The following is a 26,541-nucleotide window of genomic DNA, read 5'->3' as shown; positions in this document are numbered from 1 at the left end:
AGGTACGACAAGTTGGCGGTCCGCTACGAGGCGACCGTGCTGGTCGCAGCCATCAACGAATGGCTATGACCAGCACATTTGAAACGCACCCTAGTGCCGCATCAGGCAATGTCCGCCGTGTTCACCACCCGCCGGAGGCGTTCGTCGGCGGCGTGCTTGCTCGGCTCTTCCGCGTGGCGGCGCTCGACCAAGTCGTCCCGCCCGGACTCCGGCGGCCAGGAGGCCGCCGACACCTCGGGCGGGACGTGAATCCACGGGGCATGGGAGCCGTGGGACGACGGCCCGGTCGGCGGCCGGCGGGGATCTCAGCCGAAGTACTCCTGTGCGGCGCGGATTCCGGCAGCCAGTGCGGCCACGTCATCCAGGGTGTTGTACAGGTAGAAGCTCGCTCGTGCCGTGGCGGGAACGCCGTAGCGGCGAGTGAGGGGGCGGGCGCAGTGGTGACCGACCCGGACGGCGACGCCCCGGTCGTCCAGCACCTGCCCGAGGTCGTGCGGATGGATGCCGTCGACCGTGAAGGAGACCGCTGACCCCCGGTCCACCAGATCCGTGGGGCCGATGATGCGTACGCCAGGGATCTCCGTGAGCAGTTCCAGGGTGCGCGCCGTCAACGCCTCCTCATGTGCGGCCACCTCGGCCATACCGACCGCGGTCAGGTAGTCGACGGCGGCGGCCAGCCCCACCGCCTGTGCTGTCATGGGGACGCCGGCTTCGAAGCGCTGCGGCGGCGGCAAGAAGGTGGTCCGGTCCATCTCGACGATCTCGACGATCGAACCACCGGTGAGGAACGGCGGCAGCGCCTCCAGACGCGAGCGGCGACCCCACAGCACGCCGACCCCGCTGGGGCCGAGCATCTTGTGGCCGGAGAAGGCGACGAAGTCCGCGCCCAGGTCCTTGACGTCGACCGGGCGGTGCGGCACGGACTGGGCGCCGTCGACCAGCACGAGCGCACCGACCGCGTGCGCTCGGTCGGCGATGAGGCGGACCGGGTTGAGAGTGCCGAGCACATTGGACTGATGAGTGAGAGCGACGACCTTGGTGCGGTCGTCGATCAGCCGGTCCAGGCCGTCCAGGTCGAGCCGTCCGTCGTCGGTCAGCCCGAACCAGTCGAGTCGGGCTCCGGTCCGCTCGGCGAGCTGTTGCCAGGGCACGAGGTTGGCGTGGTGCTCCATCTCGGTGACCACGATCCTGTCGCCGGGTCCGACTACGCGGGAATGACCGAGCCCGTACGCGACGAGGTTGATGCCTTCGGTGGCGTTCTTCGTGAAGACGACCTCACTCTCCTCGGCACCGATGAAACGAGCGATGGTCCGCCGCGCGTCCTCGTACGCCTCCGTGGCCTCCTCGGCGAGCTGGTGCGCGCCCCTGTGCACGGCGGCGTTGCGTGTGACGTAGAAGTCGCGCTCGGCGTCCAGCACTTGCACCGGCTTGTGCGTGGTCGCACCCGAGTCCAGGTAGACGAGGCGTGCTCCCTCCCGGATGCTCCGCCCCAGGATCGGGAAGTCCTTCAGGAGCGCAAGGAAATCAACAGCCAAGACGAACTGCCTCTCACGTGGGACCACTTCGAACTTGCTTCACTCTAGTGACATGCCGTCCGCGTCAACGGCGGGCGCGGGCCGAGCCGCCACCAAGGTGACCAGTGTCGCCATGGCGAACAGCCCAGCGAGTGCCAGCCAGCCCGCGGCTCCCGACGGGAGCAGGACGGCGGTCATCAGGAAGGGGCCCACCACGAGCTGCACGCTCATTCCCGTGCTGAACAGGGAGAGATACTGGGCTCGGGCCCGGGGCGGTGACATCTCGTACGACAGTTCCCAGCGCGCGATCGCATGCAGGTTCTCCCCCGTGGTGAGCAGCGCGATGGCCACGATCGCACTGCCCAGTGCCACCAGGGGGCTACGCCCGTCCGCGCCGGCGAAGCAGGCGCACGCGAGGACCAGGAAGACACAGGCGAACCGCAGGACACGCAGGGCCTTGTCCGTGCCCTTGGCCAGACGGCCGAACGCCATCTGCAGGACCACCGTCAGCACGGTATTGACGGCCAGTAGCCCGGAGCTGACGCTGGCGGGCAGACCGGCGCGCTGCACGATCCACAGCGGCAGCAGGATGAACAGCACGCAGTCATGCAGCATCAGCACCCCGTTGGCGCAGGTGACGATGAGGAACCGCAGGTCGCGATAGGGCGATCTGGTCGGTGCCGCCGGTGGTTTCGCGTTGTGCGGCCCGTTCTCGGCCGGTGCCGCAGCGGCGGTGCCGACGACGCGGCCCGCCGTCACCACGGAGAAGGCGACTCCCACGAAGACCACCGCGTTGAAGGAGAAGAAGGCGATGAAGGCGATCCGGGACTGTGCCGCCTGCACCACGGCGGCCAGGAAGAACCCGATCGTCAGACCGATGTTGCCGATGGCGCGCAGCGACGCCATGGTACGGGTCCGTTCGGTTCCCGCCTCGAACTCGCCCACGATCACCTGCAAAAGGGGTGAACAGGCACGGGTGGCACCGGTGACCACGCAGGTGACGACCAGGTAGCTGACGTAGTTCGTGACGAAGCCGTAGGCGACGAAGCCGACTGCCCGCAGCAGGGTCAGGCCGACGTACACCGTGCGTGAGCCGAGCCGGTCCGCCAGCGGACCGAAGATCATCGGTGTGATCAGGCCTACGACGTTCGCGATCGCGATGGCGCTGCCGATGGCCACTGCGGACACATGGAGGAAGTGGACGAAGTACAGCGTCGCCGCAGCGAGATAGAGGCCGTTGGCGACGGAGTCCGCCGCCGCGCCGACGGCCACGATGCGGCCCTGCTTCGAGCCCGGGATCAGCGCGTCGCCCAGCGAGTTCAGGGCCTTGGCCACCGTCGACCTGCGCGGCCGCACGGGTGTGGTGGTGCTCACGACTCCACCACGAAGCGGACGGAGGACACCAACTCAGACGCCAACTCCCGGGCGGCGGCAGGGGTTTCCGCGCCGACGACCACCACGCCCACGCGGTCGCTGGACTTCCGGACGGGGTTGATCCGGTCTCCCACCTTGGCGGTCAGGTCGGCGTACAGGACGGCAGGATGGGCCCGCACCTCGTCCCAGCCCTCTATCGCCGTCAGTCGTCCGGGGGGCGGGATCATGTAACGGGCTGCCGCGCCCCGTACCGGTCGCAGGTCGCCGGACGTGTCGGCCCGGCCGAGCATGTCGTCGTAGATGGCGCCGAAGAGTTCCAGGCCGGGGATGGCGTGCGCGAGCATGCGGTGGATCCAGTCGCCACCGAACCGGCCGTGCACCTCACCGAGCACGACACCGGACGGGGTGAGCCACAGCTCGACGTGAAAGCCCCCGAAGCGCAGCCCCAGCGCGGTCAGAGCATCGCCGACCTGCTGTTCGATCTCGATCCTGACCGCCGGATCAAGCTCGGCCGGCAACACATGCCCCACCTCGACGAAGAACGGCGGCGCCACCTTCTCCTTCGCGGTGATCGCAAGGATCGTGGGCTTCCCGTTCTGGAAGAAGCCCTCCACGCTGTACTCCGGACCGTCGACGAACTCCTCCACCAGGAAGGGATCGTCGCTCGGCAACAGCTCTATCGCGGCGGGCAGTTGGGCGGGTTCGAAGACCTGGCTCACCCCGATGCTGCCCATCGCGTCGCGGGGTTTGACGATCCAGGGGCCGGCCGTCTCGGCCAGGAACGCGGCCGCCTCCGCCTGGTCGGCGCAGAGTCGTACGGCGGGCTGCGGGAATCCCTCGGCGGCGAGTACCGCCCGGCAGGTGTCCTTGGCCCGGATCCGACGGATCGCCTCGGGCGGATTGCCCGGTGCGCCAACCGCCTCGGCGGTCTCGGCGACGGACACCTGGGCCATTTCCTGGATGCCGAACACAGCATCGAACCTGTCGCCCGCGGCCACCCGGTCCCGGGCCCACTCTGCGGTGTTCCCGGGGCGGGTGAAGTCCACTGCGGAGGTGGTGTCCGCCAGCGCGCGGACCTCCGGCGTGCCCGCCAGCGAGGCAGCCTCACCGGTCACATGGGTGCGCATGCCGCGTCTCTTGGCCTGGGTCAGGGCCTGGACCGTCATGTCGGAGCTGAGGGGAATCGCTCGGGCTCCGCCGACCAGGAGCAACGTAGGGGTGGTCAGTTCTGTGGGCATGCTGCGATCTCCTGGGTGGGGGTTCCGTAAAGGGAAGCATCGGTGGGCTGCACCCGGCCGTGCTCCGGTGCGGACTAGGCGATCCGGTACACACGGTCCTTGAGCTGTCGGATGCGCTCGTGATCCCGTTCCAGGGCGGCGGGATGGTCACCGGCCATGTGGACCACCATGGTGGCGCTGGGCAGGTCGACGGTCGGTCGGATCCGGTCCCCGGCCTTGAGTTTGACGGTGAGCCGGAAGACCGTCTCCAGGGCTTCGATCTGCCGGACCACCTGCTCGTCGACGCTCGCGACCACACCGTCCGCCGTGGTCGGTACCAGGTACTGGCTCGCATGCCGGAGCATGCGGTAGGAGCGTCCCGCGAGACGGCTCAGGAACTCCTGCGGCCGGGCGTAGGCGAGGGCGGTGACGTCGGCCTGGTTGGTGCCCAGGCACACATCGTGGAAGTCCGGGACCGTGCCGCCGGCGATGCGGGTGCCGACCTCGACCAGGGTGGGACCGTCGGGTGTGACGATGACCTCGGCATGGCTGGGGCCGAACTCGATACCCAGCGCGGTCAGCGCGGCGTCCACGTACGCGATGATCTCGGGCACCGGAGTCCGGTCGGGCGGGCAGAGGGAGTCACGGTCGTAGATGTTGCGGGTGCCGACGAGTCTCTTGCCGTACTGCCAGACGCCGCAGGTGTACCGGCGCCCTTCGTAGGAAACCATGTCGACCTTGTACTCCTCGCCCACCAGGTACGACTGGACGAGCACCTCTTGGTTGGGCCGGCCGAAGAAGTCCGGGTTGCCCAGGATCTCCTCGGCCGCCTTGCGGATCTCACTGGCTTCCGAGCAGACCGACACCCCGTTGCTCGCGGCGGACCGCAGCGGCTTCACCACGACCGGCCAGTTTCCGCGGGCCTCCGCCCAGGCGACCAGGTCCTCCGGTTCACTGCTGCGGAACTGGTCCGCGCAGCGGAGCCCGGCGCTGCGCAGTGCCTCGATCATCAGGAACTTGTCGCGCCGGGCGAGGGAGAGGGACGTTCCGTTGCTCGGCACGTTCAGCAGCGTGGAGAGGGTGTCGGCGAGGTTCACCCCCGGTCCCTCCTGGCCGGCCACGACGCAGATGGGGGCCAGCGCCTCCAGGCGGGCCGCAGTGTCCTCGGGGGTGTCGCAGACGAAGTTGGCCTGGTAGGCGTCCAGGTTCGGGGCCGGCATGGAGGTCAGCAGCTCGGGGGTGCTCTGCACGTGCACCGTGGCCACGCCGAGCCGGTCGAAGGCCGGCGGAAGGTGGTTGGCCGTGGTGTAGCTGTCGACGACCACCGCGACCGGTCGCGCCCCGGCCGGGGCCGGGTCAGTCTGTTCCGCTGTCATCGGATACTCCCTGCACTGGTGACGTCGAGGTCGGCGAAGGACATGGCCTCCGGGTGCTGACCGGTGTCTTGCACGTAGTAGGGCTCGCCGGCGCGCCGGATCCTCAGCGTCTGCCAGCGTGCGGATCCGGCGGCGTCCAGTTCGGCCGCCCGGTCGGACAGGAAGAGGGTCCGTCCGGGGGGCGCGCCGATGGACCGCGAGATGGCCCGGTAGGAGTCGGGCGACTGTTTCGGCCCGGCGTTCTCGGTGTCGTACAGTCCGTCGATCAGCGGCAGCAGGTCTCCGTGCGGACTGTGCGCGAACCACGCTCTCTGCGCGGACACCGATCCGGAGGAGTACACGAACAGCCGGACTCCCCGGGCGTGCCACCCCCGCAACGCCGGTACGACATCGTCGTAGAAGTGCGAGACCAGCTCCCCCTTGGCAAAGCCCTCGGACCAGATGATGCCTTGGAGCTTCTTCAACGGCGGGGCTTTCCGGTCCTCGTCCGACCAGTCGCCCAGCACGTGCTCGATCCGCGCGCTGTCGGCGTCCGGCTCCCCGATCTCTTCCCTGATGCGGTCGACGGCGTGACGGACGTCGGGCTCGCCGGCCCGGTCGTTCAGCAGAGTACGGAACCGGGCCCGGGCATAGGGGTACAGCACGTCCACGACGAAGCCGGTGGCGCTCGTGGTGCCCTCGATGTCGAGGACGACACAGTCGGCGTCGAACTGCCGGCTCAAGGGGCCACTCCCTTGTACCCGGCGTGGATCTCGTCGAAGTCGGGGAACCGGCCGGCGATGTCGCTGCCGGTGAAGTTGCCGATCCAGCCGTCCTCCTCGTGGAAGAAGCGGATCGCGGTGAAACTGGGCACCGTACCCATGTCGAACCAGTGGGTGGTGCCGCGCGGCACGCCGAGCAGATCGCCCTTCTCGCAGTAGACGGCGTGTACCTCGCCGTTCACGTGCAGATAGAAGATGCCGGCCCCGGACACGAAGAAGCGCACCTCGTCGTCATCGTCGTGGGTGTGTTCCCGCAGGAACCGTTCCCTGGCGGCCTTGGCGGTGTCCGGCCAGTCCGGCGCGTCGCTGGGGTGCAGTGACACGACGTCGACGGTGGTGAATCCCTCCTCCGCCACCAGCTTGTCGACCTCGGCGCCGTAGGCGGCCAGCACGGTGGAACCGTCGGCGCCGGCGGGCAGGTCTTCGGTGACCGGCCACTGCTCGTAGCGGACACCGATCGCCGACAGGGCGGCGGAGATCTCGGAAGGATCGGCCGTGCGCAGTACGGCTTTCTGTGGTTCGGAATCAATCCAAGTGGTCAGCAGCGTCATGGAATCTCCCGAGGCTCGAATACGGGGGCGTACCGCCCGGCCCGAATTCGAACTGGCTCTCTCCCCCGTTCCAACTATACGTACCACACCGTGCGTGATGGCAAATGTTTCAGGATTGTGGCGTGCCGACATATCCCTGCCTCCAGACGTGCCGACAGCATCACTTCCATCCGGTTTGATCTGTTTTTGCGGAACATCCAGCGGATGGATCAATGGGCACATTGCCCCGTGACGGCCCCTGGAGAGAGATTAAAACAAGCCGGTCATTTCAAGCCATCCACACGACGATCAGGGTTTTGTGAGTCGAATCACTCGCCTTCTAAATTCCCTTGACGACTCCGATGATCTTGTTGTCCACTGCGGAGCGGCTTCACAATCTCTGCGGACGAAAACGGGGAAGGTGCCTGGATGGTTGAGGGCTCGCAAAAACGTCCTAAAGAAAGAGTCACATCCTGTCTGCATGAGCAATTCAGGAAGCACGCGGAAATGAACCCCGGTGCAATCGCCGTAGTACACGGTGAAGATTCCGTCACATACGGGGAGCTGCATTCCAGTTCCCGCTTTCTCGCGACGCGACTGCGGGAACTCGGGGTGGGCCCCGACGTGGTCGTCGGACTCCACGTCGAGCGCTCCGTCGCCATGGTGGCCGGCATGCTGGGGATCCTGGAGGCCGGCGGGGCGTACCTGCCCCTGCGCACCGACGATCCGGTCGAGCGGGTGTCGACGATTCTCCGCGAAGCCGGTGTCGACGTGGTGCTGACCTCCGCCACGACGGACGGCCGACTGGCCGCCTTCGGCGGCACCCGGGTCCGGGCGGACGCCGCCTCCGTGGTCCCGGAGTCGGACGCCACCGGGCCACAGGAGCGCCCCACCCCGGAGAACCTCGCCTACGTCATCTACACGTCCGGCACGACCGGCACCCCCAAGGGCGTAGCCGTCCCCCACCGGGCCGCCGCGAGGATCGTCCGCAGCGGCATCTACGGGGACTTCGACGCCGAGCAGACGTTCCTGCAGGCATGCCCGCTGTCCTTCGACGCATCGGTGCTCGAAGTGTGGGGTGCTCTGGCGAACGGCGGCAGACTCGTGCTGCTGCCGGACCAGCGGGTCTCGGCGGAGGCCGTCATCGACGCCGTCCGCCGCCACCGCGTCACCACACTCTGGCTGACTCCGACCCTGTTCAACCAGATCGTCGACGACGGTCTGCTCACCGGTACCGGTCTGCGCCAGGTCGTCATAGGCGGCGAGGTGGTCTCCACTCCCCACCTGGCCAAGGCGATGCACACCACCGACATCCGGTTCTCCAACGGCTACGGCCCCACCGAGGCCGGCGTGTTCACCTGCTGCAAAGTGTTCGAGGAGGCGGACCTGGCCTACTCGCCGCCACCGGTCGGCCCGCCGCTGCCGGGCACCCGGGTCTGGATCCTGGACGAACAGCTCCAGCCGGTGCCCGACGGTGAGCTGGGGGAGCTGTACATCGGTGGCGACGCCCTCGCCCACGGCTACCACCGACGGCCGGACCTGACCGAGAAGGCCTTCCTGCCCAGCCCGTTCGAGGACGACGCCGAAGCCCGGGTCTACCGCTCCGGCGACCTCGCCCGTGCGCTGCCCGGCGGCCTGATCCAGATCCTCGGTCGCCTGGACAGCCAGGTGAAGATCAGGGGCAACCGGGTCGAACTGGCCGAGGTCGAGTCGGCGTTGCTCGAGGCGCCCGAGGTTCTGCAGGCCGCGGTCGTCGACCGTCAGGAGGGTGCCGAGCGCGTGCTGGTCGCCTACCTGGTTCCCGCGGAGGGAACCAGCCCCACCATCACCGACCTCCGGCACCGGCTGGCCAAGAGCCTCCCCGAATACATGATCCCGTCGAAGCTGTACAGCCTCGACCGACTGCCGACGAACGGGAACGGCAAGACCGACCGCAACGCGCTGCGGGCCGGTGTGCCCGCCGAGGAACTGCCGCTCGGCGTCGCGTTCGTCCCCGCCGTCTCCGAGCTGGAGAAGATCATCGGCGAGATCTGGTCCGGCATCCTGAAGGCACCGAGTATCGGGATCGACGACAACTACTTCGACCTGGGCGGGACCTCCCTGTCGATCAAGCAGGCGCAGAAGCAGTTGCAGGAGCGGCTCGGCATCCGACTGCCCAGCACCGCGCTCTACGAGTACCCGACCGTCCGGTACCTGGCCCAGGCCATCAAGAACTCCGAGGTATAGACAACTGTGAACCGGACAACAGGCCGGAACCGGCCGGAGATCGCCGTCGTCGGCATGGCAGCCACTCTCCCCGGCGCGGCGGACGTGGACGACTTCTGGGCCACCATCCGAGAGGGCAAGGAGTCCATCAGCCACGGTTCGCCGAAGGTCAGGGAAGACAGCAGCGGTCGGCGCTGGGTGTTCGCGCGGGGCGTGCTGGAGGACATCCGGCGCTTCGACGCGGAGTTCTTCGGCATCCCGCGGCGCGAGGCCGAGGTGCTCGATCCGCAACACCGTCACCTGCTGGAATGCGCCTGGAACGCGATGGAGGACGCCGGCTACGACCCGTACCGCGTGGGTCAGGACGTCGCCGTCTACACGTCCGTAGGCCCCAACACCTACTACGAGGGGCGGGACTTCGGGCACCGCTCCGCCGCCGAGCGGATGCTGATCCAGCTCTCCAACGGTCCGGACACCCTGCCGACCAGGATCTCCTACAAGCTCGGTCTGACCGGCGAGAGCGTCAACGTCCAGTCCGCCTGCTCCTCCGCGGCCGCCGCCGTGCACCTCGCCTGTGAGGCACTGCGCGAGGGCCGGGCGGGCATGGCGCTGGTGGGCGCTGCCAGCATCGGCACCGCGGAGTCCCTGGCCTATGAGCACCAGGAAGGGTTCATCCTCTCCGCGGACGGCAGCACCAGGGCGTACGACAGCAAGGCGTCCGGGTACGTGGAGGGTGACGGCGTCGGTGTGCTGGTGCTGCGCCGGCTGGAGGACGCGCTGGCCGCGGGCGACCACATCCACGCGGTCATCAAGGGCAGCGCCATGAACAACGACGGGCGCGTGAAGGCGGGTTTCTCGGCACCCAGCGTCGAGGGCCAGGCCCGGGTCATCCAGGCCGCCCTCGACGAAGCCGGGGTGTCGGCCGAGTCCATCGGACTGCTGGAGGGCCACGGCACGGGCACCCTCGTCGGCGACCCGATCGAGGTGCGGGCACTGACCCGCGCGTTCCGGGGCCACACGGACAAGCGTGGCTACTGCTCACTGGGTTCGGTGAAGGCGAACATCGGACACCTGTGTTTCGCCTCCGGCATCGCCGGTCTGCTCAAGGCGATCCTCTGCCTGAAGAACGCCGAACTGCCGCCGATGGCCGTCCTCGAGGAGGCCAACCCCGACATCGACTTCCAGGCGACGCCGTTCTACCTCAACCGTGAGCTGCGTCCCTGGGAGCAGAACCCGCGCCGGGCCGGCGTGAGCAGCTTCGGCATGGGCGGCACCAACACCCACTTCGTACTGGAACAGGCGCCCGAGCCGCAGCCGACCGCTCCGAGCGCCCAGCGCCGGCACGCGGTGCTGCTGTCCGCCCGGACCGAGGAAGCGCTGGCGGAGGTGAAGCGGCGGCTGCGCGGCCATCTGACCGCCCGGCCCGACACCGAGCTCGCCGACATCGCGTTCACCCTGGCCGAGGGCCGCCGTCCGCTGGCCCGCCGCTGGGCGGCCGTGGTCGGCTCGGTCGACGAACTCACGGCCTGCCTGGACGGCGCCGGGAACCTCGCTGCCCACGAGACGGGCGCCGACGCGGGCGCGCAGGACACGGATCCGGAGCAGGTGACGCCCGAGGCCCTCGCGCAGAGCTGGGTACGCGGCGAGTCCAGGGACTGGGCCGTGCTCTACCGGCACGAGCAGCGCCGGCGAATCCCCCTGCCGACCTATCCCTGGCAGGGCGAGCCACTCTGGGTGGAGGCCGCCGCGGTGGACGGCGCCGACGCCGGCGGGCTGCTCGAGCCCGAGGAACAGGCACCACTCGCCGAATGGCTCTACCGCCCCACCTGGTCCCGGACCTCGCTGCCACGGCCGTATCATCTCGGCGACCTGCCGGAGACCGACGGCGCCTGCCTGGTGTTCGGCGACGGTGCACCGCTGACGGAGGCGCTCCGCGCGGAGCTGACCGCGGCGGGTCTGACCACCGTGCTCGTCGAGCAGGGGGACAGGTTCGAGGTGCTCGCGGCCGACCGGATCCGTGTGCGCCCCGGAGAGGCGGAGGACGCGGCCAGACTGGTCGAGCGGACCGTGGCCGAGCGGGGTCCGATCCGCAAGGTGATCCATCTGTGGTCGTACGGCCCGCACCTCGGCGGCCAGGACTCCGGGATGCGACGGGGAACGCTGACCATGCTGACCCTGGTCCAGGCCCTCGCCGTGGCCCGCCAGGCCCCCGAGATCTGGGTGGTGACCGAGAACGCCCAGGCCGCTCAGGGCGCGGCGCATTCCCTCCATCTGGAGGCGTCCGCCCTGCTCGGTCTGTGCCGGGTCATCCCGCAGGAGCACCCCGCCATCAGATGTTGCTGCGTCGACTTCTCGACCGGTAGCACCAAGACCGACGTGGTGCCCCGGCTCCTGGCCGAGATGGCGAACCCGCACGACGAGCTCGAAGTGGTGTACCGCGGCGTGGACCGCCTGATCGGCACCGTGGAGCCGGTCGAGGCCAAGGCCGACGCGCCGCTCCCCCTGCAGCCCGGCGGGGTGTACCTGATCACCGGTGGATCCGGGCGCATCGGCATGGTGATCGCGGAGCAGCTCGCCAGGTCCGGCGATGTGCGGATCGCCCTGGTCTCCCGCCGCGGCGCATCGGCGCGGGCTGACGACGCCCACGATCCGCTGCGCCGGCTGCGGGGCCTGGGGGCCGAGGTCGCCGTCTTCGCAGCGGACGTCGCCGACGAGGAGCAGATGAGCCGGGTGGTGGCCGAGGTCAACGAGCGGTGGGGCCCCGTCAACGGAGTGGTGCACACGGCCGGCATCGAGGAGGGTCAGAACTTCTCGCTCATCGCCGGCACCAGCACCGAACGGGCGGTCGCCGCGCTGCGGCCCAAGGTTCCCGGCGTGGCCGTGCTGGACCGGGTCACCCGCTCGCAGCCCCTCGACTTCTGCGTGCTCTGCTCGAGCCTCGACACCCTTCTGGGTGGCATCGCGTTCGGCATCTACACGACCGCCAACCGCTACCTCGACAGCTACGCCCACCGACGGCGGGCGCAGGGCGCTCCGTGGGTGAGTGTGGACTGGGACTCGTGGCGCTTCGACGAGTCCGGCGGTGCCCGGATCGGAGCCGCGGCGGCCCGCACCGCGATCAGGGCCGACCAGGGCGGGAAACTGCTGGGGTCGATCGTCCTGTCCGGTGAACCGCAGTGCGTGGTGTCGACCGTTCCCCTGGCGGAGCGGATCGACCGGGTGAACGCCTCGTTCACCCGGCGCAGGGACGCCGTCGCCACCGGTGCCGCCCCCCAGGCCGAACTCACCCGAGAGGACGTCGGAGTGACGGTCCGCCGGATCGTCTCCGAGGTCGCCGAGGCCGGAGACGTCACGGACGAGGACGAACTGCTGGCCGTCGGCTGCGACTCGCTGGCCCTGCTCGAAGTGGTCACGAGGGTGGAGAGCGCGCTGCAGGCGAAGGTGCCGCTCGCGGAGTTCTGGGGCTGCACCACGGTCGGCGAACTGGTCCAGGTGAGCTGGCAGGTCGTCGCCCCGGTTCCCGAAGAGACGAACGCCGCGGAAGAGGACGCCGGACAGGAGGCGCTGCGCTACCTGGTCGGCTAGGTCCTTCCGGCGGATCGGTCCGCAGGTCCGGCGCCGATGCGGTGTGACGGGATGCTCCGGAGAGCGCCTGGAGCCGGGCGCCGGGCCGGACGGCTGTGGTCCGGCCCCACTCCGACCGGCCCGGCCCCGACGCCGGCCCGCGGGAATCCCACTCGCAATGCCACACAAAGGTTCACCAGACGGGGGTCATCTTTGTTCTACGACACGTTCGACCTGGTCAGGGCTCGTGCCGACACACCTGGTGTGGAGCACGTGGTCCATCTGAACAATGCCGGTGCCGCGCTGGCGCCGAAGCCGGTGGTCGACGCCATGACGAGCCACCTGAACCTGGAGAGCCGCATCGGTGCCTACGAGGCAGCCGAGCACGCCCAAGAATCGATCGATCACACGCACGACGCCATCGCCGCTCTGCTCAACTGCACCCGGTTCGAGGTCGCCATCCTCGACAGCGCCAGCCGGGCCTGGGCCATGGCGCTGTCCAGCATCCCGCTACGGGCCGGCGACCGGATCCTCACCTCGGCGGTCGAGTACGGCAGCAACTACGTGTCGCTGCTCCATCTCGCCCAGCGGCTGGAGCTGGAACTGGAGATACTGCCGGTCGACGAGCACGGCCTCGTGGACGTCGTGGAGCTGGAGCAGCGGATCGACGAACGTGTCCGGCTGATCGCCGTGGCGCACGTCCCGATGCACGACGGTCTGATCAACCCGGTCGCCGAGATCGGTCGCGTCGCCCGCCGGCACGGCATCACGTACCTGGTGGACGCCTGCCAGTCGGTGGGCCAGCTGCCCGTGGACGTGGCCGAGATCGGTTGCGACCTGCTGGTGGGCACCGGACGGAAGTACCTGCGCGGGCCGCGCGGAACGGGCTTCCTGTACGTGCGCCGGGAGATCGCCCACCAGCTGACGCCGGCCATTCTCGGTCTCGACGGCGCCGAGTGGCTCGCCGGCACCTACCGCCTTGCCCCGGGGGCCCGCCGGTTCGAGACCTGGGAGACGAACTGCGCCTCCCGCATCGGCCTGGGCGTGGCCATCGACTACGCGCTCGGCTGGGGAGTGGAACGCACCTCGCGGCAGATCCGGCGGCTCGCCCAGGATCTGCGCCGGGACCTCGCCGGCATCCCGGGTGTCCTGGTGGCGGACCGAGGCCGGGAACGCTGCGGCAACATCGCGCTGACGTTCGAGGACCGTGACCCGTACGCGGTCCGGGAGAACCTCCGGCGAGCAGGGATCAACACCTGGGTGTGTCTGGAGAACGCTGCCTGCGTCGACATGCAGCAGCGCGGCCTGAGCACCCTGCTCCGCATCTCCCCTCATTACTACAACTCGCCCGAGGAGCTGGCCCGGTTGTGCACGACACTGGAAGAGATCATGACCGTTCGCCGGGTCGCGCGGGTGGTCGCGTGACGACCTCGCTGTGGATCAAGCGCCCGCGGCCGCTCCCCGACGCACGGGCGAGGTTGTTCTGCGTACCGCACGGCGGCGGCGGCCCCTCCTCGTTCGCCCGCTGGATCCCCGAGCTGGCACCCGACATCGAGGTCTGCCTGGTACACCTGCCGGGTCGTGAGTCCCGGCTGCGCGAGCAGCCTCTGGACGACATGCACCTGATCGCACAGCGGGTGGCGGAGGCGCTCGGTCCCGTGCTGGACCGGCCGTTCGCCTTCCTCGGACACAGCATGGGCGCGGTCATCGCCTACGAGACCGCGCAGTTGCTGCCGATCGCGCCGAACCACCTGTTCGCCTCCGCCTCGTCCGCACCACACCACTTGGAGGAGGAACCCCCGGTCTCCCATCTGCCGGACGAGGAGTTCCTGGCGGAGGTGCGGCGGGCCTACGACGGAATCCCCGAGGCGGTCTGGCAGGACGCCGATCTCATGCGGCTCATGCTGCCCTCCATCCGCGCCGACTTCGCCGCGTACGAGAACTACCGCTGGCGGCGTCCCGGAAGGCTTGCGTGTCCCATCACAGCCATGGGCGGTGACGCCGACCCGCTGGTGCCGGTCGACTCGTTGACCCGCTGGGCCGAACTGACCAGTGGGGAGGCCCGGGTGCAGGTGTTCCCCGGCGGCCACTTCTACCTCGCCGACGAGCGTGCCGCGGTGCAACGGCTCATCCGCGAGAGCCTCGGCCGGGTTGCCTCGGACAGCGCTGCCTGAGCGGACGTACCCCCCTTTCCCACCACATTTTTGGAGCGCCGTGTCCCGCCGCCTCTTCACCTCGGAGTCCGTCACCGAGGGACATCCCGACAAGATCGCTGACCAGATCAGCGACACCATCCTCGACGCGCTGCTGAAGGACGACCCGTCCTCCCGCGTCGCCGTGGAGACCCTGATCACCACCGGCCTGGTCCACGTGGCCGGCGAAGTGACCACCAAGGCGTACGCGCCGATCGCGCAGCTGGTGCGCGAGAAGATACTGGAGATCGGCTACGACTCCTCGCAGAAGGGCTTCGACGGAGCCTCCTGCGGTGTCTCGGTGTCGATCGGTGCCCAGTCGCCCGACATCGCGCAGGGCGTGGACTCGGCGCACGAGGTCCGCACCGCAGACGCGGACCAGCCGGGCGACCGCGACGACCTGAGCCGGCAGGGTGCCGGCGACCAGGGTCTGATGTTCGGCTACGCCAGTGACGAGACCCCCGAGCTGATGCCGCTGCCGATCACCCTGGCCCACCGGCTGTCCCGTCGGCTCGCCGAGGTACGCAGGAGCGGGGACCTTCCGTACCTGCGCCCCGACGGCAAGACCCAGGTCACCATCGAGTACGACGGCGATCGGGCCGTTCGTCTCGACACGGTGGTGGTCTCCACCCAGCATGCGGCCGGCATCGACCTCGCATCGCAGCTGACGCCCGACATCCGCACCGACGTCGTCGAACAGGTGCTGAGCGAGTGCGAGAACGAGGGCATCAAGCTGGAGACCGCCGGCTACCGCCTGCTGGTCAACCCGACCGGTCGCTTCGAGATCGGCGGCCCGATGGGTGACGCCGGCCTCACCGGTCGCAAGATCATCATCGACACCTACGGCGGCATGGCCCGCCACGGCGGCGGTGCCTTCTCCGGCAAGGACCCGTCCAAGGTCGACCGTTCGGCCGCGTACGCGATGCGCTGGGTGGCGAAGAACATCGTCGCGGCGGGCCTGGCCCGGCGGGCCGAGGTGCAGGTCGCCTATGCGATCGGCAAGGCCGAGCCGGTCGGCCTGTTCGTGGAGACCTTCGGTACCGAGACCGTCCCGGTGCCGCAGATCCAGCAGGCGGTCACGGAGGTCTTCGACCTGCGGCCGGCCGCGATCATCCGCGATCTGGACCTGCTCCGTCCGATCTACGCCCGGACCGCGGCCTACGGACACTTCGGCCGTGAACTGCCCGACTTCACCTGGGAGCGGGCCGACCGGGTCGACGCGCTGCGTGCGGCGGTGCAGGCATGAGCGCCGCCGGGGCTCCCACGGCGTCCCTCACCTGGGACGAGGGCACGATCGTCGCCGTCGACCAGCGCGGACTCCCCCACGAGTACCGGGAGCTGCGGCTGGAGACCACCGACCAGCTCATCGAGGCCATCCGGTCGCTCGCCGTGCGGGGCGCGCCCGCCATCGGTCTGGCCGGGGCCCTGGGGGTGGCGCAGAGTGCCCGCCGGCACTTCGCGGACGGGTGCCGGGACGGGTCGGCGGTGCGGGCCGACGCGGAGCGCATAGCCGCTGCGCGCCCCACCGCGGTAAACCTCGCCTGGGCCGTGCGACGCGTGCTCGGCCGACTGGGCGAGGGACCGCAGGCCGTGCTGGCGGAGGCCATGGCCATGCTGGACGAGGACATCGCGGTCAACTCGGCCGCCGTCTCCCGGGCCGTCGAGCTGGTGGAGACGGTGACGCCCGCCCGCCCGCTGCGGCTGCTGACGCACTGCAACACCGGCCGGCTGGCGACCGCCGCCGTGGGTACGGCGCTGGGCGCGATCGTGGAACTCGCGGCGCGCGGACGCGTGGCCGAGGTACTCGTCGACGAGACGCGTCCGCTGTTGCAGGGCGCCCGGTTGACGGCCTGGGAGCTCGGCGAGGCCGGGATACCGTACCGCCTGTGCATCGACTCGGCGGCTGCGGCGGCCATGTCGCAGGGCCTGGTCGACTGCGTCCTGGTCGGTGCTGACCGGATCGCGTCGAACGGCGACACGGCCAACAAGATCGGCACCTACGGGCTCGCCGTGGCCGCGGCCCGGCACGGGATTCCCTTCGTCGTGGTGGCCCCGGAGTCCACGTGGGACGAGGGGCTGGCCGACGGGTCGGGCATCGTGATCGAGGAACGGTCCGCCGACGAGGTCACCGGCTGGCAGGGGACCCGGAGCGCACCGGCCGGCGCCACGGCCTACAACCCCGCCTTCGACGTCACACCCGCGGAACTGATCACGGCGATCGTGACGGAGCGGCGGGTGTTCCGGCCTGGCCGCCCGGCCGGGCGAGAACGGCAGGCCACCGTGCTGTCCGAGCGGATCGCGGGGCTGCTGGAGGAGTTTCCCGACCATCCGACCCCGGGCGTGACCTTCCGGGACCTGGGCGGCCTCTATGCCGAACCCGGCCTGCTGGCGGCGATGGCAGCCCGGCTGGCGGACGAGTTCCGTGGCCGGTACGACCGGGTCCTGGCCGTCGAGGCCCGCGGCTTCCTGTTGGGCAGCGCCCTCGCCGCTCACGCGGGCGTGCCGCTCGCACTGGCGCGCAAGCCGGGCAAGCTACCGGGAACGGTGCACTCGGCGAGCTACGCGCTGGAGTACGGGCAGGATCGGCTGGAAGTGCGCAAGGAGAGCATGGATCCCGGCGACCGGGTGCTGTGTGTGGACGATGTGCTGGCCACCGGCGGCACGCTCGGCGCGGCAGCCGAACTGGTCGAGACCTGCGGCGCCCAGGTGGCCGGCATGGCGGTGGTGGTCGAGCTGACCGGGCTCGGCGGGGCACGACGGCTGGCGCCGCACCGGGTCGTGTCCCTGTGCGAGGTGCCGGCATGACGCCCCCCGCCGCGCCTGGACACCACGAGGAGGCGGCTGAACTGGCCGCCCTCGCCCGCGCCCTGTACCTGCGCGGCTGGATGCCCGGCACCTCCGGCAATCTCTCGGTGCGTCTGGCCGGAGGGGACCGGGACAAGGCGCTGATCACCGCCAGCGGGCTGGGCAAGGGCGAACTCGCCGCGGAGCACATGGTCGTCGTGGGCGCCGAGAGCGGTGCCACGGTCCTGGCGCCCGACGGACTGAGGGCGTCGGCGGAGACCTCGATCCATTCCGCGATATACCGCACCACGGGGGCCGGCGCAGTCATCCACGTCCACGCGCCGTACTCCACCGTGGTGGCCTGCCGCGCCGGTGACCGCTCCCGCCGGACGACGCTGGAACTCACGCACTTCGAACTCCTCAAGGGACTCGGCCTCGCCGATCCCTCGGGAGCCGACGTTCCCGTCTTCCCGAACTGGCCCGACGTGCCCCGGATCGCCGCCGAGGTCGCCGAGTACCTGACGAGTCGTCCGCAGGCGTCTTGCGGGCTGCTCATCGTGGATCACGGCATCACCGTCTGGGGCGGGGACCTCGCTGAAGCGCGCAACCGGCTGGAGTGTTTCGAATCCGTCTGCCAACTGCTCACCCTCGGCGCGGCGGACCTGCGGACCCGGCCGTCAGCCCCGACCACAACGAACCCGATCACAGAGGACTGACACGACATGAGCGGTACATCCGACAACAGGGCCCTGGCCGACATAGCGGTGATCGGCGGCAGCGGCTTCTACCAGCTGCTGGACGACGCCGAGCACATCGACGTGCAGACCCCCTTCGGTCAGCCGTCGGACGCGGTCGCCGTCGGCAGCGTCGCGGGCCGTCGGGTGGCGTTCCTGCCACGGCACGGCCGGAACCACGCATTCCCTGCCCACAAGATCAACTACCGGGCCAACCTCTGGGCGCTCCGTTCCCTCGGCGTCCGCCAGGTCCTGGCACCGTGTGCGGTCGGTTCCCTCCAGCGTGAACTGGGTCCCGGATCCGTGGTGGTCCCCGATCAGCTGGTGGACCGTACCGGTGGCCGGATCCAGACGTACTACGACGAGAACGCGGTCCACGTGTCCTTCGCGGATCCCTACTGCGCCGACGGCCGAGCCACCGTGCTCAAGGCGGCGGCCGCACGCGGCGCCGAGGTGGTCGACGGTGGCGCCATGGTGGTCATCGACGGGCCGCGGTTCTCCACCCGCGCGGAGTCCCGGTGGTACGCCGCCCAAGGCTGGTCTCTGGTGAACATGACCGGGCACCCGGAGGCCGTCCTCGCCCGTGAACTGGCCCTGTGCTACACCTCGGTGGCTCTCGTCACCGACCTCGACGCCGGCATCGACGCCGAGGAGAGCGTCGCTCAGGAGGAGGTCTTCAAGGTGTTCGCGCAGAACATCGAGCAGCTGCGCGGCCTCGTCCTGGAAGCCGTCAAGCGCCTGCCCGAACAGCGGGAGTGCCGTTGCTCGACGGTGCTGGACGGAATGCACCTGCCGCTGGAACTGCCGTGACCACGGCACAAGCGCCGCGCGGGCTGCTGAACCGCCGGCTCGCCGGGTTCGGAACCACGATCTTCGCGGAGATGTCCGCCCTGGCCGCGCAGACCGGGGCGATCAACCTCGGGCAGGGCTTCCCGGACACCGACGGTCCGGAACAGGTCCGGGAGGCCGCGGTACGCGCCCTGCGCGACGGTCGCGGCAACCAGTACCCACCGGGTCCGGGCGTCCCCGAACTGCGGGTCGCGATCGCCGCCCACCAGCAGCGGTGGTACGGCCTGTCCCACGACCCCGACACCGAGGTGCTGGTCACCGCGGGAGCCACCGAGGCGATCGCCGCGACGCTGCTCGCGCTGCTGGAACCGGGCGACGAAGTCATCGCGCTGGAGCCCTACTACGATTCGTACGCGGCCTGCATTGCGATGGCGGGCGGCGTCCGGGTACCGGTCACCCTGCGGCCGAACGAAGGCGGCTTCCGCCTCGACACCGACGAACTGCGCGCCGCGGTCACCGACCGCACCCGGCTGCTTCTGGTCAACACCCCGCACAACCCCACCGGTACGGTCCTCGACCGCGCCGAGCTCACCGCCATCGCCGAACTCGCCGTGGAGCGGGACCTCCTCGTCGTCACCGACGAGGTGTACGAGCACCTGGTCTTCGACGGCGTCCGGCACCAGCCTCTCGCCGCGCTGCCCGGCATGCGCGAGCGGACGGTCACCATCGGGTCCGCGGGCAAGACGTTCTCGTTCACCGGCTGGAAGGTCGGCTGGGTGACGGCGGCCCCCCGGCTGCTCATGGCGGTCCGCTCCGCGAAGCAGTTCCTCACCTACGTCTCATCGGGGCCCTTCCAGTACGCCGTCGCCGAGGCGCTCGCTCTTCCCGACAGCTACTTCGAGGCGTTGCGGGAGGACATGAGGGCCAAGCGGGACCTGCTGGCGGCGGGCCTGTCACAGGCGGGGTTCGAGGTGTTCCGGTCCGCGGGCACGTACTTCGTCACGACCGACATCCGCCCACTGGGCGAGACCGACGGGTTCGCCTTCTGCCGGGCGCTGCCGGCGCGCGCCGGGGTCGTGGCCATCCCCAACGCCGTCTTCTACGACGACCGGGAAGCGGGCGCGCCCTTCGTGCGGTTCGCGTTCTGCAAGCGGACAGCGGTGCTGGAGGAAGCCGTACGACGCCTCACGGCACTCACGTGACCGCGGCCCCGCCGGCGGGCCGCGGACCACCGGCTCAGGCGGACGACTCCGTGAACGACGGCCGGGTGTCGGCATGGACCACGTCCATGCCGACGAGGCGTTCCACCGACAGGGCCCAGGACGCCCGCAGCCGCCGCAGGGCGGATTCGGAGACCCTGAAAGCACCGGCGTCGGCGGTGCCGGCGCGGGTCTCGCCACGCGGCTCGCGAACCTGGCCGCCGACGCCGGACGCCCGGTCCGTCCACGACCGCAGGACGGTCACCAGCCCCCCTCCGGGACGTTCGCAGACGAGTGTTCCGCCCTGCCTGCCCCGGACGGCACGCACCCGCAGGCGCCGGCCGCACAGCGGGTGCGGCCGATGGGTCACCGTGACCAGGCCGAGCGAGCCATCCCCGGGCACGGTCATTCCACCGGCGCCAGCAGGGTGCCGGAGCCGGCCTCCCGGACCAGGATGGCCTCCATGGGGCAGGTCTCGGCGGCGTCCAGCACCGTGTCGTCGGGGTCGGTGAGGGGGTGCAGCGGGCGGGACCGGCGCTCGCGCACCGCGAAGTGCGCGGCCGCGACGGCGACACACACCCCGGAACCGACGCACCGTCCCGGATCGACGGTGACCTCCCACCTCGGCTCAGCCATGTCCGACCGCGCTCTCCCCGGTCGTGCCGGCGTCGGGCAGCGCGTCCAGCCGGATGCCGCGGAAGTCGATCCTCAGATGGTCCGGGCCGCGTACGGACACGTGCGGCCGGTAGTGCAGCGACGTCTCGTCCAGCCGGGGCTCGACGAAGGCCTGGGCGAAGGCGTTCAGGGCGACGGCGCCCTCCATACGGGCCAGCACCGAGCCGAGGCAGAAGTGTGGTCCCGCAGCGAAGCCCAGGTGCCCCGGGTCGCCCCGGGTGATGTCGAACACGTCGGCCTCACGGTGCTGCTCCGGATCGCGGTTCGCGGCTGCGAGCAGCAGCAGCAGTGGCTGCCCGGCGCCCACTTCGGTGTCCCCGAGGGTGAACGGCTCGCGCGCGATCCGGGTGACCATCTGGGTGGGCGCGTCGTAGCGCAGGACCTCCTCCACGGCGGCCTCGGCCAGTTCGGGCCGCTCGCGCAGCAGCCGCAGCTGGTCGGGATGGCGCAGGAGGCCGAGGAGACCGTTGAGGATCAGGTTGGCGGTGGTCTCGTGCCCCGCCACCAGCAGCAGGATGCAGGTCAGGATGAGGTCCCGCTCGGTGATGCGGTCGCCTTCCTCCTCCGCGGCGATCAGCTCGGACAGGATGTCGCCGCGCGGCTCCCGCTTGCGTTCCTCGATCAGCCGGGAGAAGTAGCCGACGAAGCCGTCGCGGGCCTCCTCCACGTGCCGTTCGACCTCGGTGGTCAGCTCACCGGGAACCAGCTGCGGGTCGACCGTGTAGGCGATGGCATGCGCCCACTTCTCGAACACCGGGTGATCCTCCCGGGGGACGCCGAGCATCTCGCAGATCACCCGGACGGGCAGCGGATAGGCGAAGGCGGAGACCATGTCCACGCTGTGCGCGCCGCTCGCGGCGATGTCCGCCAGCAGCTCGCGCACGATGGCCTGGACGCGGGGCCGCCAGCGTTCGATGACCCGCGGCTTGAACGCCTTTCCCGCGAGCCTGCGCAGCCGGGTGTGATGGGGTGCGTCCAGGTTCATCAGGTTGGGCTGCTGGGGGACCTTGGTGATTCCGGCGCCCATGCGGTTGCTGCTGACGCGGGGGCTGCGCAGCACGGTCTCGCAGTCGGCCCGCCGGCCGACCACGACGATACCGCTGGCGGGGTCGGTGAAGGGGGACGCGTCTCGCAACTCCCGCAGGAGATCGTAGGGATGTGCGCGGGAGGTGTGGTCGGCGAGGCGAGCCAGTCCGGTGGTGAGGGTGGTGGTCACGTTCTGCGTGCTCCTTTCGAGGCAGATGCGCGGGGCCGTCGGCGAGGGTGGCCGACGGTTCCGTCACCGGCCGTAGAGGGTGCGCACCATGCGCACCAGGGTCGGCATGGTCCCCGGGCCCCGGCGGAAGGATGTGGGGTGCATCAGGGGCCGGAACCGCTGGCTCGTGATGGCCTGGGTGCGGGTGAACTCGCGGAGCCCCTCCGGCCCGTGGACCCGGCCGAAGCCGGAGTCGCCGACACCGCCGAAGGGGACGGCGGGCATCCCGGCGAAGGCGATCACCGCGTTGACGGACACCATGCCGGCCCGTAGCCGGGCGGCGATGCTCCGGCCGCCGTCGCGGTCGCGGCTGAAGACGGCGGCGCCCAGTCCGTAGCCGCCGGCGTTGGCGCGTGCGACGGCCTCGTCCACGGTGGTCACCCGGTTGACCACGAGCACCGGCCCGAAGGTCTCCTCGGTGACGGCGGCGGAGTCCTCCGGTACGTCGGCCAGGACGACGGGGGCGGCGTACGGCGGGGTGATGGAATGCGGGCCGCCGACAACCGCGCGGGCGCCCCGGGCCAGGGCGTCGCGCACATGAGCGGCGATGACGTCCAGTTGCTTGGGCAGCACGATGCGGCCCAGGTCGGCATCGGCCCCGTCGCCGACACGGAGACCGGCCGCCCGCTCGGCGACCAGGTCGAGGAAGCGGTCGGCGACGGCCCCCACTACGTAGACCCGCTCCAGGCCGACGCAGGTCTGCCCGGCGTTGGTCATCGCCGCCCAGACCGCCGCGTCCGCGGCTGCGTCCAGATCGGCGTCCGCGGCCACGACCATCGCGTCCTTGCCGCCGCCCTCGATCACCACCGGCGTCAGGTTCTCGGCGCAGGCTGCCATGACACGGCGTCCGGTGGCGCTGGAACCGGTGAAGGAGACCTTGTCGACGGCGGCCCGGCACAGCGCTGCCCCGGCCGCCCCGTCACCCTGGACGACGTGCAGCACCCGGGGGGCGCCCGTGACCTCGGCCAGGGTGGCCGCGAGCCACTCGCCGGTCTTCGGGGTCTGCTCGCTGGGCTTCAGCACCACGGTGTTGCCGGCGGCGAGAGCCGCGGACACGGGGCCGACGGGGATGAACGCCGGGTAGTTCCAGGGGCCGATGACACCGACGACTCCCAGCGGCCGGTGGGTCACCTCGACCGAGTGGTTGAACATCAGCAGGCCGGGCGAGACCCTGCGCCGGCCGAGGACCCGCGCGGCGTGGGTGGCGGTCCAGCGCAGGTGGTGGGCGACGAGGACGACTTCCAGGCGGGCGTCATCGGCCGTCTTGCCGGTCTCGGCGCGGATCAGGCTGATCAGCTCGTCGGAACGGCGCAGGATCAGCGTGCACCAAGCCAGCAGCACCTTGCGCCGCCCGGCGAAGCCCAGCGCGTCCCAGCCGGGCTGGGCGCTGCGGGCGGCCGCCACGGCGGCGTCGACGCCGTCCGCCTCCGGGCCGGCCGCGGCGGGGAAGTCGGAGACCGTGGTCATGCCCGGGCACCTGCCTCGCGCGGTTCGGGAAGGGCGAGCACCCGTGTCATGGGTCGCAGCGAGATGGAGGTGTCGCCGTAGCGCAGGAAGTCGCCGGGCACCAGCCGCAGCCGGAACCGCTGGTGGATCATCGCCGTGATCATGCGCAGTTCGAGCAGGGCCATGAAGTTGCCGATGCACATGCGGGCACCGGCGCCGAACGGGAAGTAGGTCATCCTGGGCCGCTCCCTGACCCGCTCGGGGTCGAAGCGATGCGGATCGAAGGCCTCGGGGTTGTCCCAGTAACGGGGGTTGCGCTGGGAGACCAGGGGCGAGAGCAGGACGGAGGAACCGCCGGGGATGTGGAAGCCGCCCAGCTCGTCGTCGGCCACGGCGTCCCGGGGATAGATCCAGATCGGCGGGTACATCCGCAGGCTCTCGTCGACGACCTGAGAGGTGTACGGGAGCCGCTCCACGTCCTCCGGTGCGCATTCACCGCCGCCCAGCACCTGCTCCAGTTCCTGGTCCAGTTCCTCGGCCACGGCCGGGTGGTTGGCGATGGAGACGAGCGTCCACAGCAGGGCGACGGCCGTGGTCTCGTGTCCGGCGAGATAGATGGTCAGCATCTCGTCACGGATCTCGTCGTCGGTCCAGCGGGCGCCCGTCACCGGGTCGGTGGCCGCCTCGATCAGCTCCATCAGCGGCCCCTCCCCGGTGGCGGCGTGGTTGTCCCGGATCTCGGTGACGAGCCGGGTGAAGATCCGCCGGTCGCGGGCTATGAGCCGGTTGCGCCGGGTCGGCAGCCAGGAGGGCAGCAGCTCGCCGACCGAGCCGTGCTTGAACATCACCTCGATCACGTTGTCGACGATGTCCTTCAGAACCGGCGCGGCGGGCCTGATGTCGTAGCCGAACAGCGAGCGGCTGAGCGTGACGAGGGTCAGGCGCAAGGTCTCGGTGACCAGGTCGACGGGTTCTCCGCGACGGGCGCGGACCTCCCAGTCGTCGAGCATCTCCCGGGTGGCGCGCACCACGTTCGGGCCGATGGCGGACACCGCCTTGCGCAGGAACACCGGCTGTACCGCCCGCCGGTGGGACTTCCAGTAGTCGCCGTCGGTGGTGAGCAGTCCGTCGCCCATGACGAGGCGGAACTGCTCGTAGAGGACGCCTCGCGTGTAGTTGGCGTTGTTCTCCTTGAGCACCCGTCCCACGGCGTCCGGAGCCGTCACCAGGTGCACCGTGTAGGGGCCGAGGCGCATCCGGGACACCTCGCCGTGATCGCGCTGGGTGCGCAGCAGGAACTGCGCGGTGTCCGACTTCCACTGGGGCAGGCTGCCCAGCAGAGGAACGCCCCGCGGGCCGGGGGCGACCGCGCCGCGCCGTGCGGCCGCGGGGTTCGGTGCCAGGGTGGTCATGTCTCTCGTCACCTCGTTGGTTCGCCTGGGAAGCTGCCGTGTCCACCCGCTCAGGGGACCGGGAACTGGCGTCGTATGAACGCGTTGTCGAAGATGCGGTCCGGGGTGAGCCGGCGCAGTGCGATGGTGCTGGCCGCGAGGAAGCCGACGGGATAGCGCGACCGCGGGTAACGGGACGTGACGGCCCGGACGATGGTGCCCGCCACCTGCTCGGCGTCGATGGCGAACGTGCCGGCGAGTGTTCTGCGGGTGCCGTTGTAGATGGCGTCGTAGTAGGCGGCGGTCCGCTCGTGGAAGCTGCGGTAGGGAGAGTCGGCGCGGGCCCGTCCGCTCGGGATGCGGTCCATGAACGTCTGTCCCCAGGGCGTGCGCACGGGTCCGGGTTCGACGAGGACGACCCGGATGCCGAAGGTCGCCACCTCCAGCCGGAGTGCGTCGCTCAGGGCTTCGACCGCGTGTTTGCTCGCGTGGTAGTAGCCGCCGCCCGGGGCCGCGTACCGCCCGAAGATGGAGGAGACATTGACGACGGTGCCGGTGCCACGGGCGCGCATGCCCGGCAGCACCAGCTGGGTGAGCCGGACCAGACCGAAGACGTTCGTCTCGAACTGGTCGCGCACCTGCTCCAGCGAGGTCTCCTCGAAGGTCCCGGACAGCCCGTATCCCGCGTTGTTGACGAGTACGTCCACCGCGCCGTGCTCGGCCTCGACGGCCTCGACCGCGGCCTCGGCGGACGCGGGGTCGGTGACGTCCAGGGCCAGGGTGTGCAGGCCGCGGGCGGCGAGGTCGGCGAGCGTCTCGGGCTTCCTCGCGGTGGCGTACACCCGGTGGCCGCAGGCGTGCAGGCGCAGGGCGGTGGCCCGCCCGATTCCCGACGAGCACCCGGTGACGAGGGCGGTCGAGCGCTGTGTCATCGTGCCTTCCCCTTCCTGGGGCCTGATGGGTACGCAGGGGTGTGCGGAGCGGATGTGGTGACGGACGGCCGGGGGCGGGGCATCGACGGGACACGCCCCCGGCCGTCCGTGTCTGAGGGGGAGCCGCGGGCCGGCTCCGTCCAGGTCAGCCCAGCGCGCCGAGCTGCTGGGCCAGTTCCATACCGTCCATGGAGAACCAGCTCTCGACGATCTTGCCGTCGACGAAGTGGTCGATGACGATTCCGGAGACTTCGAACTTCCGGCCGCTGGCGGGGATCCCGTAGTAGTCCTCGCCGGAGTGGCTGCCGCGCGCGGTGAAGCGCTGCACGACCTTGTCGCCCTCCTCGATCCACTCGTCGACGACGACGTGCAGGTCGGGGAAGGAGGCGCGCTGGATGCGGACCCACTCCTTGAGGTGCTCCACACCCTCGAAGCCGTCGGCGCGGGTGCCGTGGCTGATGTGGTCCGGAATTGCCTTGTCGTAGACGGCGTCGAGGTTGCCCTTGTTCAGGCACTCCTCGTAGTAGTGCTCCAGCACCTTGCGGTTGGCGCTGACGGTCGTGGTGTCACTCATGTCGTGAACTCCTTGAGAGCGGAACGGTT

The 26,541-nt window shown here is 70.3% G+C and carries 22 protein-coding genes; 9 read left to right on the top strand and 13 right to left on the bottom strand.

The features are described 5' to 3' along the window. Positions 1-305: 305 nt before the first annotated feature. From AB0958_RS18105 to AB0958_RS18080, 6 genes are all read right to left on the bottom strand, one after another. The gene (locus AB0958_RS18105) at positions 306-1,535 is read right to left on the bottom strand and encodes a cysteine desulfurase (RefSeq protein ID WP_366891406.1); all 1,230 of its coding nucleotides are present in this window, start codon (positions 1,533-1,535) and stop codon (positions 306-308) included. Positions 1,536-1,574: 39 nt separating this feature from the next. Continuing rightward, positions 1,575-2,888, bottom strand: coding sequence for an MFS transporter (locus AB0958_RS18100; RefSeq protein ID WP_366891405.1), 1,314 nt, complete (start codon positions 2,886-2,888; stop codon positions 1,575-1,577). Further along, complete coding sequence (locus AB0958_RS18095) at positions 2,885-4,126, bottom strand: ATP-grasp domain-containing protein (protein WP_366891404.1); 1,242 nt, start codon at positions 4,124-4,126, stop codon at positions 2,885-2,887. Before AB0958_RS18095 ends, AB0958_RS18100 begins: the two co-directional genes overlap by 4 nt. Before the next feature lie 74 nt (positions 4,127-4,200). Continuing rightward, positions 4,201-5,481 carry an ATP-grasp domain-containing protein gene (locus AB0958_RS18090; protein WP_366891403.1) on the bottom strand — a complete coding sequence of 427 codons (1,281 nt, stop codon included), beginning with the start codon at positions 5,479-5,481 and terminating at the stop codon, positions 4,201-4,203. Further along, a complete protein-coding gene (gene mtnC, locus AB0958_RS18085; protein WP_366891402.1) occupies positions 5,478-6,203 on the bottom strand; it encodes an acireductone synthase in 726 nt (241 codons plus the stop codon). Before mtnC ends, AB0958_RS18090 begins: the two co-directional genes overlap by 4 nt. Further along, positions 6,200-6,793: a cupin gene (locus tag AB0958_RS18080; RefSeq protein ID WP_366891401.1), complete on the bottom strand. Its 594-nt coding sequence runs from the start codon at positions 6,791-6,793 to the stop codon at positions 6,200-6,202. Before AB0958_RS18080 ends, mtnC begins: the two co-directional genes overlap by 4 nt. A gap of 408 nt (positions 6,794-7,201) precedes the next feature. Between AB0958_RS18080 and AB0958_RS18075 the strand changes: the two genes are divergently transcribed. The 9 genes from AB0958_RS18075 to AB0958_RS18035 all read left to right on the top strand — a co-directional run bounded on the left by AB0958_RS18075 (position 7,202) and on the right by AB0958_RS18035 (position 20,242). Next, complete coding sequence (locus tag AB0958_RS18075) at positions 7,202-8,998, top strand: non-ribosomal peptide synthetase (protein WP_366891400.1); 1,797 nt, start codon at positions 7,202-7,204, stop codon at positions 8,996-8,998. Between the two features lie 6 nt (positions 8,999-9,004). Further along, the gene (locus AB0958_RS18070; protein WP_366891399.1) at positions 9,005-12,562 is read left to right on the top strand and encodes an SDR family NAD(P)-dependent oxidoreductase; all 3,558 of its coding nucleotides are present in this window, start codon (positions 9,005-9,007) and stop codon (positions 12,560-12,562) included. Positions 12,563-12,754: 192 nt separating this feature from the next. Next, complete coding sequence (locus AB0958_RS18065) at positions 12,755-13,966, top strand: aminotransferase class V-fold PLP-dependent enzyme (protein ID WP_366891398.1); 1,212 nt, start codon at positions 12,755-12,757, stop codon at positions 13,964-13,966. After that, positions 13,963-14,715: an alpha/beta fold hydrolase gene (locus AB0958_RS18060; RefSeq protein ID WP_366891397.1), complete on the top strand. Its 753-nt coding sequence runs from the start codon at positions 13,963-13,965 to the stop codon at positions 14,713-14,715. Before AB0958_RS18065 ends, AB0958_RS18060 begins: the two co-directional genes overlap by 4 nt. A gap of 40 nt (positions 14,716-14,755) precedes the next feature. Further along, entirely contained in the window at positions 14,756-15,979 is a 1,224-nt protein-coding gene (gene metK, locus AB0958_RS18055) for a methionine adenosyltransferase (protein ID WP_366891396.1), read from the top strand. Continuing rightward, positions 15,976-17,538, top strand: coding sequence for an S-methyl-5-thioribose-1-phosphate isomerase (mtnA, locus tag AB0958_RS18050; protein WP_366891395.1), 1,563 nt, complete (start codon positions 15,976-15,978; stop codon positions 17,536-17,538). The genes metK and mtnA overlap by 4 nt, the downstream gene beginning before the upstream one ends. Continuing rightward, entirely contained in the window at positions 17,535-18,233 is a 699-nt protein-coding gene (mtnB, locus tag AB0958_RS18045; RefSeq protein WP_366891394.1) for a methylthioribulose 1-phosphate dehydratase, read from the top strand. The genes mtnA and mtnB overlap by 4 nt, the downstream gene beginning before the upstream one ends. Before the next feature lie 6 nt (positions 18,234-18,239). Further along, positions 18,240-19,061, top strand: coding sequence for an S-methyl-5'-thioadenosine phosphorylase (locus AB0958_RS18040; RefSeq protein ID WP_366891393.1), 822 nt, complete (start codon positions 18,240-18,242; stop codon positions 19,059-19,061). After that, the gene (locus tag AB0958_RS18035; protein ID WP_366891392.1) at positions 19,058-20,242 is read left to right on the top strand and encodes a pyridoxal phosphate-dependent aminotransferase; all 1,185 of its coding nucleotides are present in this window, start codon (positions 19,058-19,060) and stop codon (positions 20,240-20,242) included. Before AB0958_RS18040 ends, AB0958_RS18035 begins: the two co-directional genes overlap by 4 nt. A 34-nt stretch (positions 20,243-20,276) precedes the next feature. Here the strand turns inward: AB0958_RS18035 and AB0958_RS18030 are convergent, their stop codons facing one another. The 7 genes from AB0958_RS18030 to AB0958_RS18000 all read right to left on the bottom strand — a co-directional run bounded on the left by AB0958_RS18030 (position 20,277) and on the right by AB0958_RS18000 (position 26,512). Then, on the bottom strand, positions 20,277-20,642 hold the full coding sequence (locus AB0958_RS18030; protein ID WP_366891391.1) for a hypothetical protein: 366 nt from the start codon (positions 20,640-20,642) through the stop codon (positions 20,277-20,279). A gap of 2 nt (positions 20,643-20,644) precedes the next feature. Next, positions 20,645-20,875 (bottom strand): ferredoxin, encoded by a 231-nt coding sequence (locus AB0958_RS18025; RefSeq protein WP_366891390.1) that lies wholly within the window; start codon positions 20,873-20,875, stop codon positions 20,645-20,647. Then, positions 20,868-22,130 (bottom strand): cytochrome P450, encoded by a 1,263-nt coding sequence (locus AB0958_RS18020; protein ID WP_366891389.1) that lies wholly within the window; start codon positions 22,128-22,130, stop codon positions 20,868-20,870. The genes AB0958_RS18025 and AB0958_RS18020 overlap by 8 nt, the downstream gene beginning before the upstream one ends. A 63-nt stretch (positions 22,131-22,193) precedes the next feature. Then, on the bottom strand, positions 22,194-23,636 hold the full coding sequence (locus AB0958_RS18015; protein ID WP_366891388.1) for an aldehyde dehydrogenase family protein: 1,443 nt from the start codon (positions 23,634-23,636) through the stop codon (positions 22,194-22,196). After that, positions 23,633-25,027 carry a cytochrome P450 gene (locus tag AB0958_RS18010; RefSeq protein WP_366891387.1) on the bottom strand — a complete coding sequence of 465 codons (1,395 nt, stop codon included), beginning with the start codon at positions 25,025-25,027 and terminating at the stop codon, positions 23,633-23,635. Before AB0958_RS18010 ends, AB0958_RS18015 begins: the two co-directional genes overlap by 4 nt. Before the next feature lie 50 nt (positions 25,028-25,077). Continuing rightward, complete coding sequence (locus tag AB0958_RS18005; protein ID WP_366891386.1) at positions 25,078-25,938, bottom strand: oxidoreductase; 861 nt, start codon at positions 25,936-25,938, stop codon at positions 25,078-25,080. A 145-nt stretch (positions 25,939-26,083) separates the two neighbouring features. Then, positions 26,084-26,512, bottom strand: a complete 429-nt coding sequence (locus AB0958_RS18000; RefSeq protein WP_366891385.1) for an ester cyclase — start codon at positions 26,510-26,512, stop codon at positions 26,084-26,086. Positions 26,513-26,541 lie beyond the last annotated feature (29 nt).

It is taken from the genome of Streptomyces sp. NPDC006655 (genome assembly GCF_040703965.1).
Classification (GTDB): domain Bacteria; phylum Actinomycetota; class Actinomycetes; order Streptomycetales; family Streptomycetaceae; genus Streptomyces.
The sequence above is the reverse complement of the archived record's forward strand: the minus strand, read 5'-3'. Positions and strand labels throughout refer to the sequence as shown.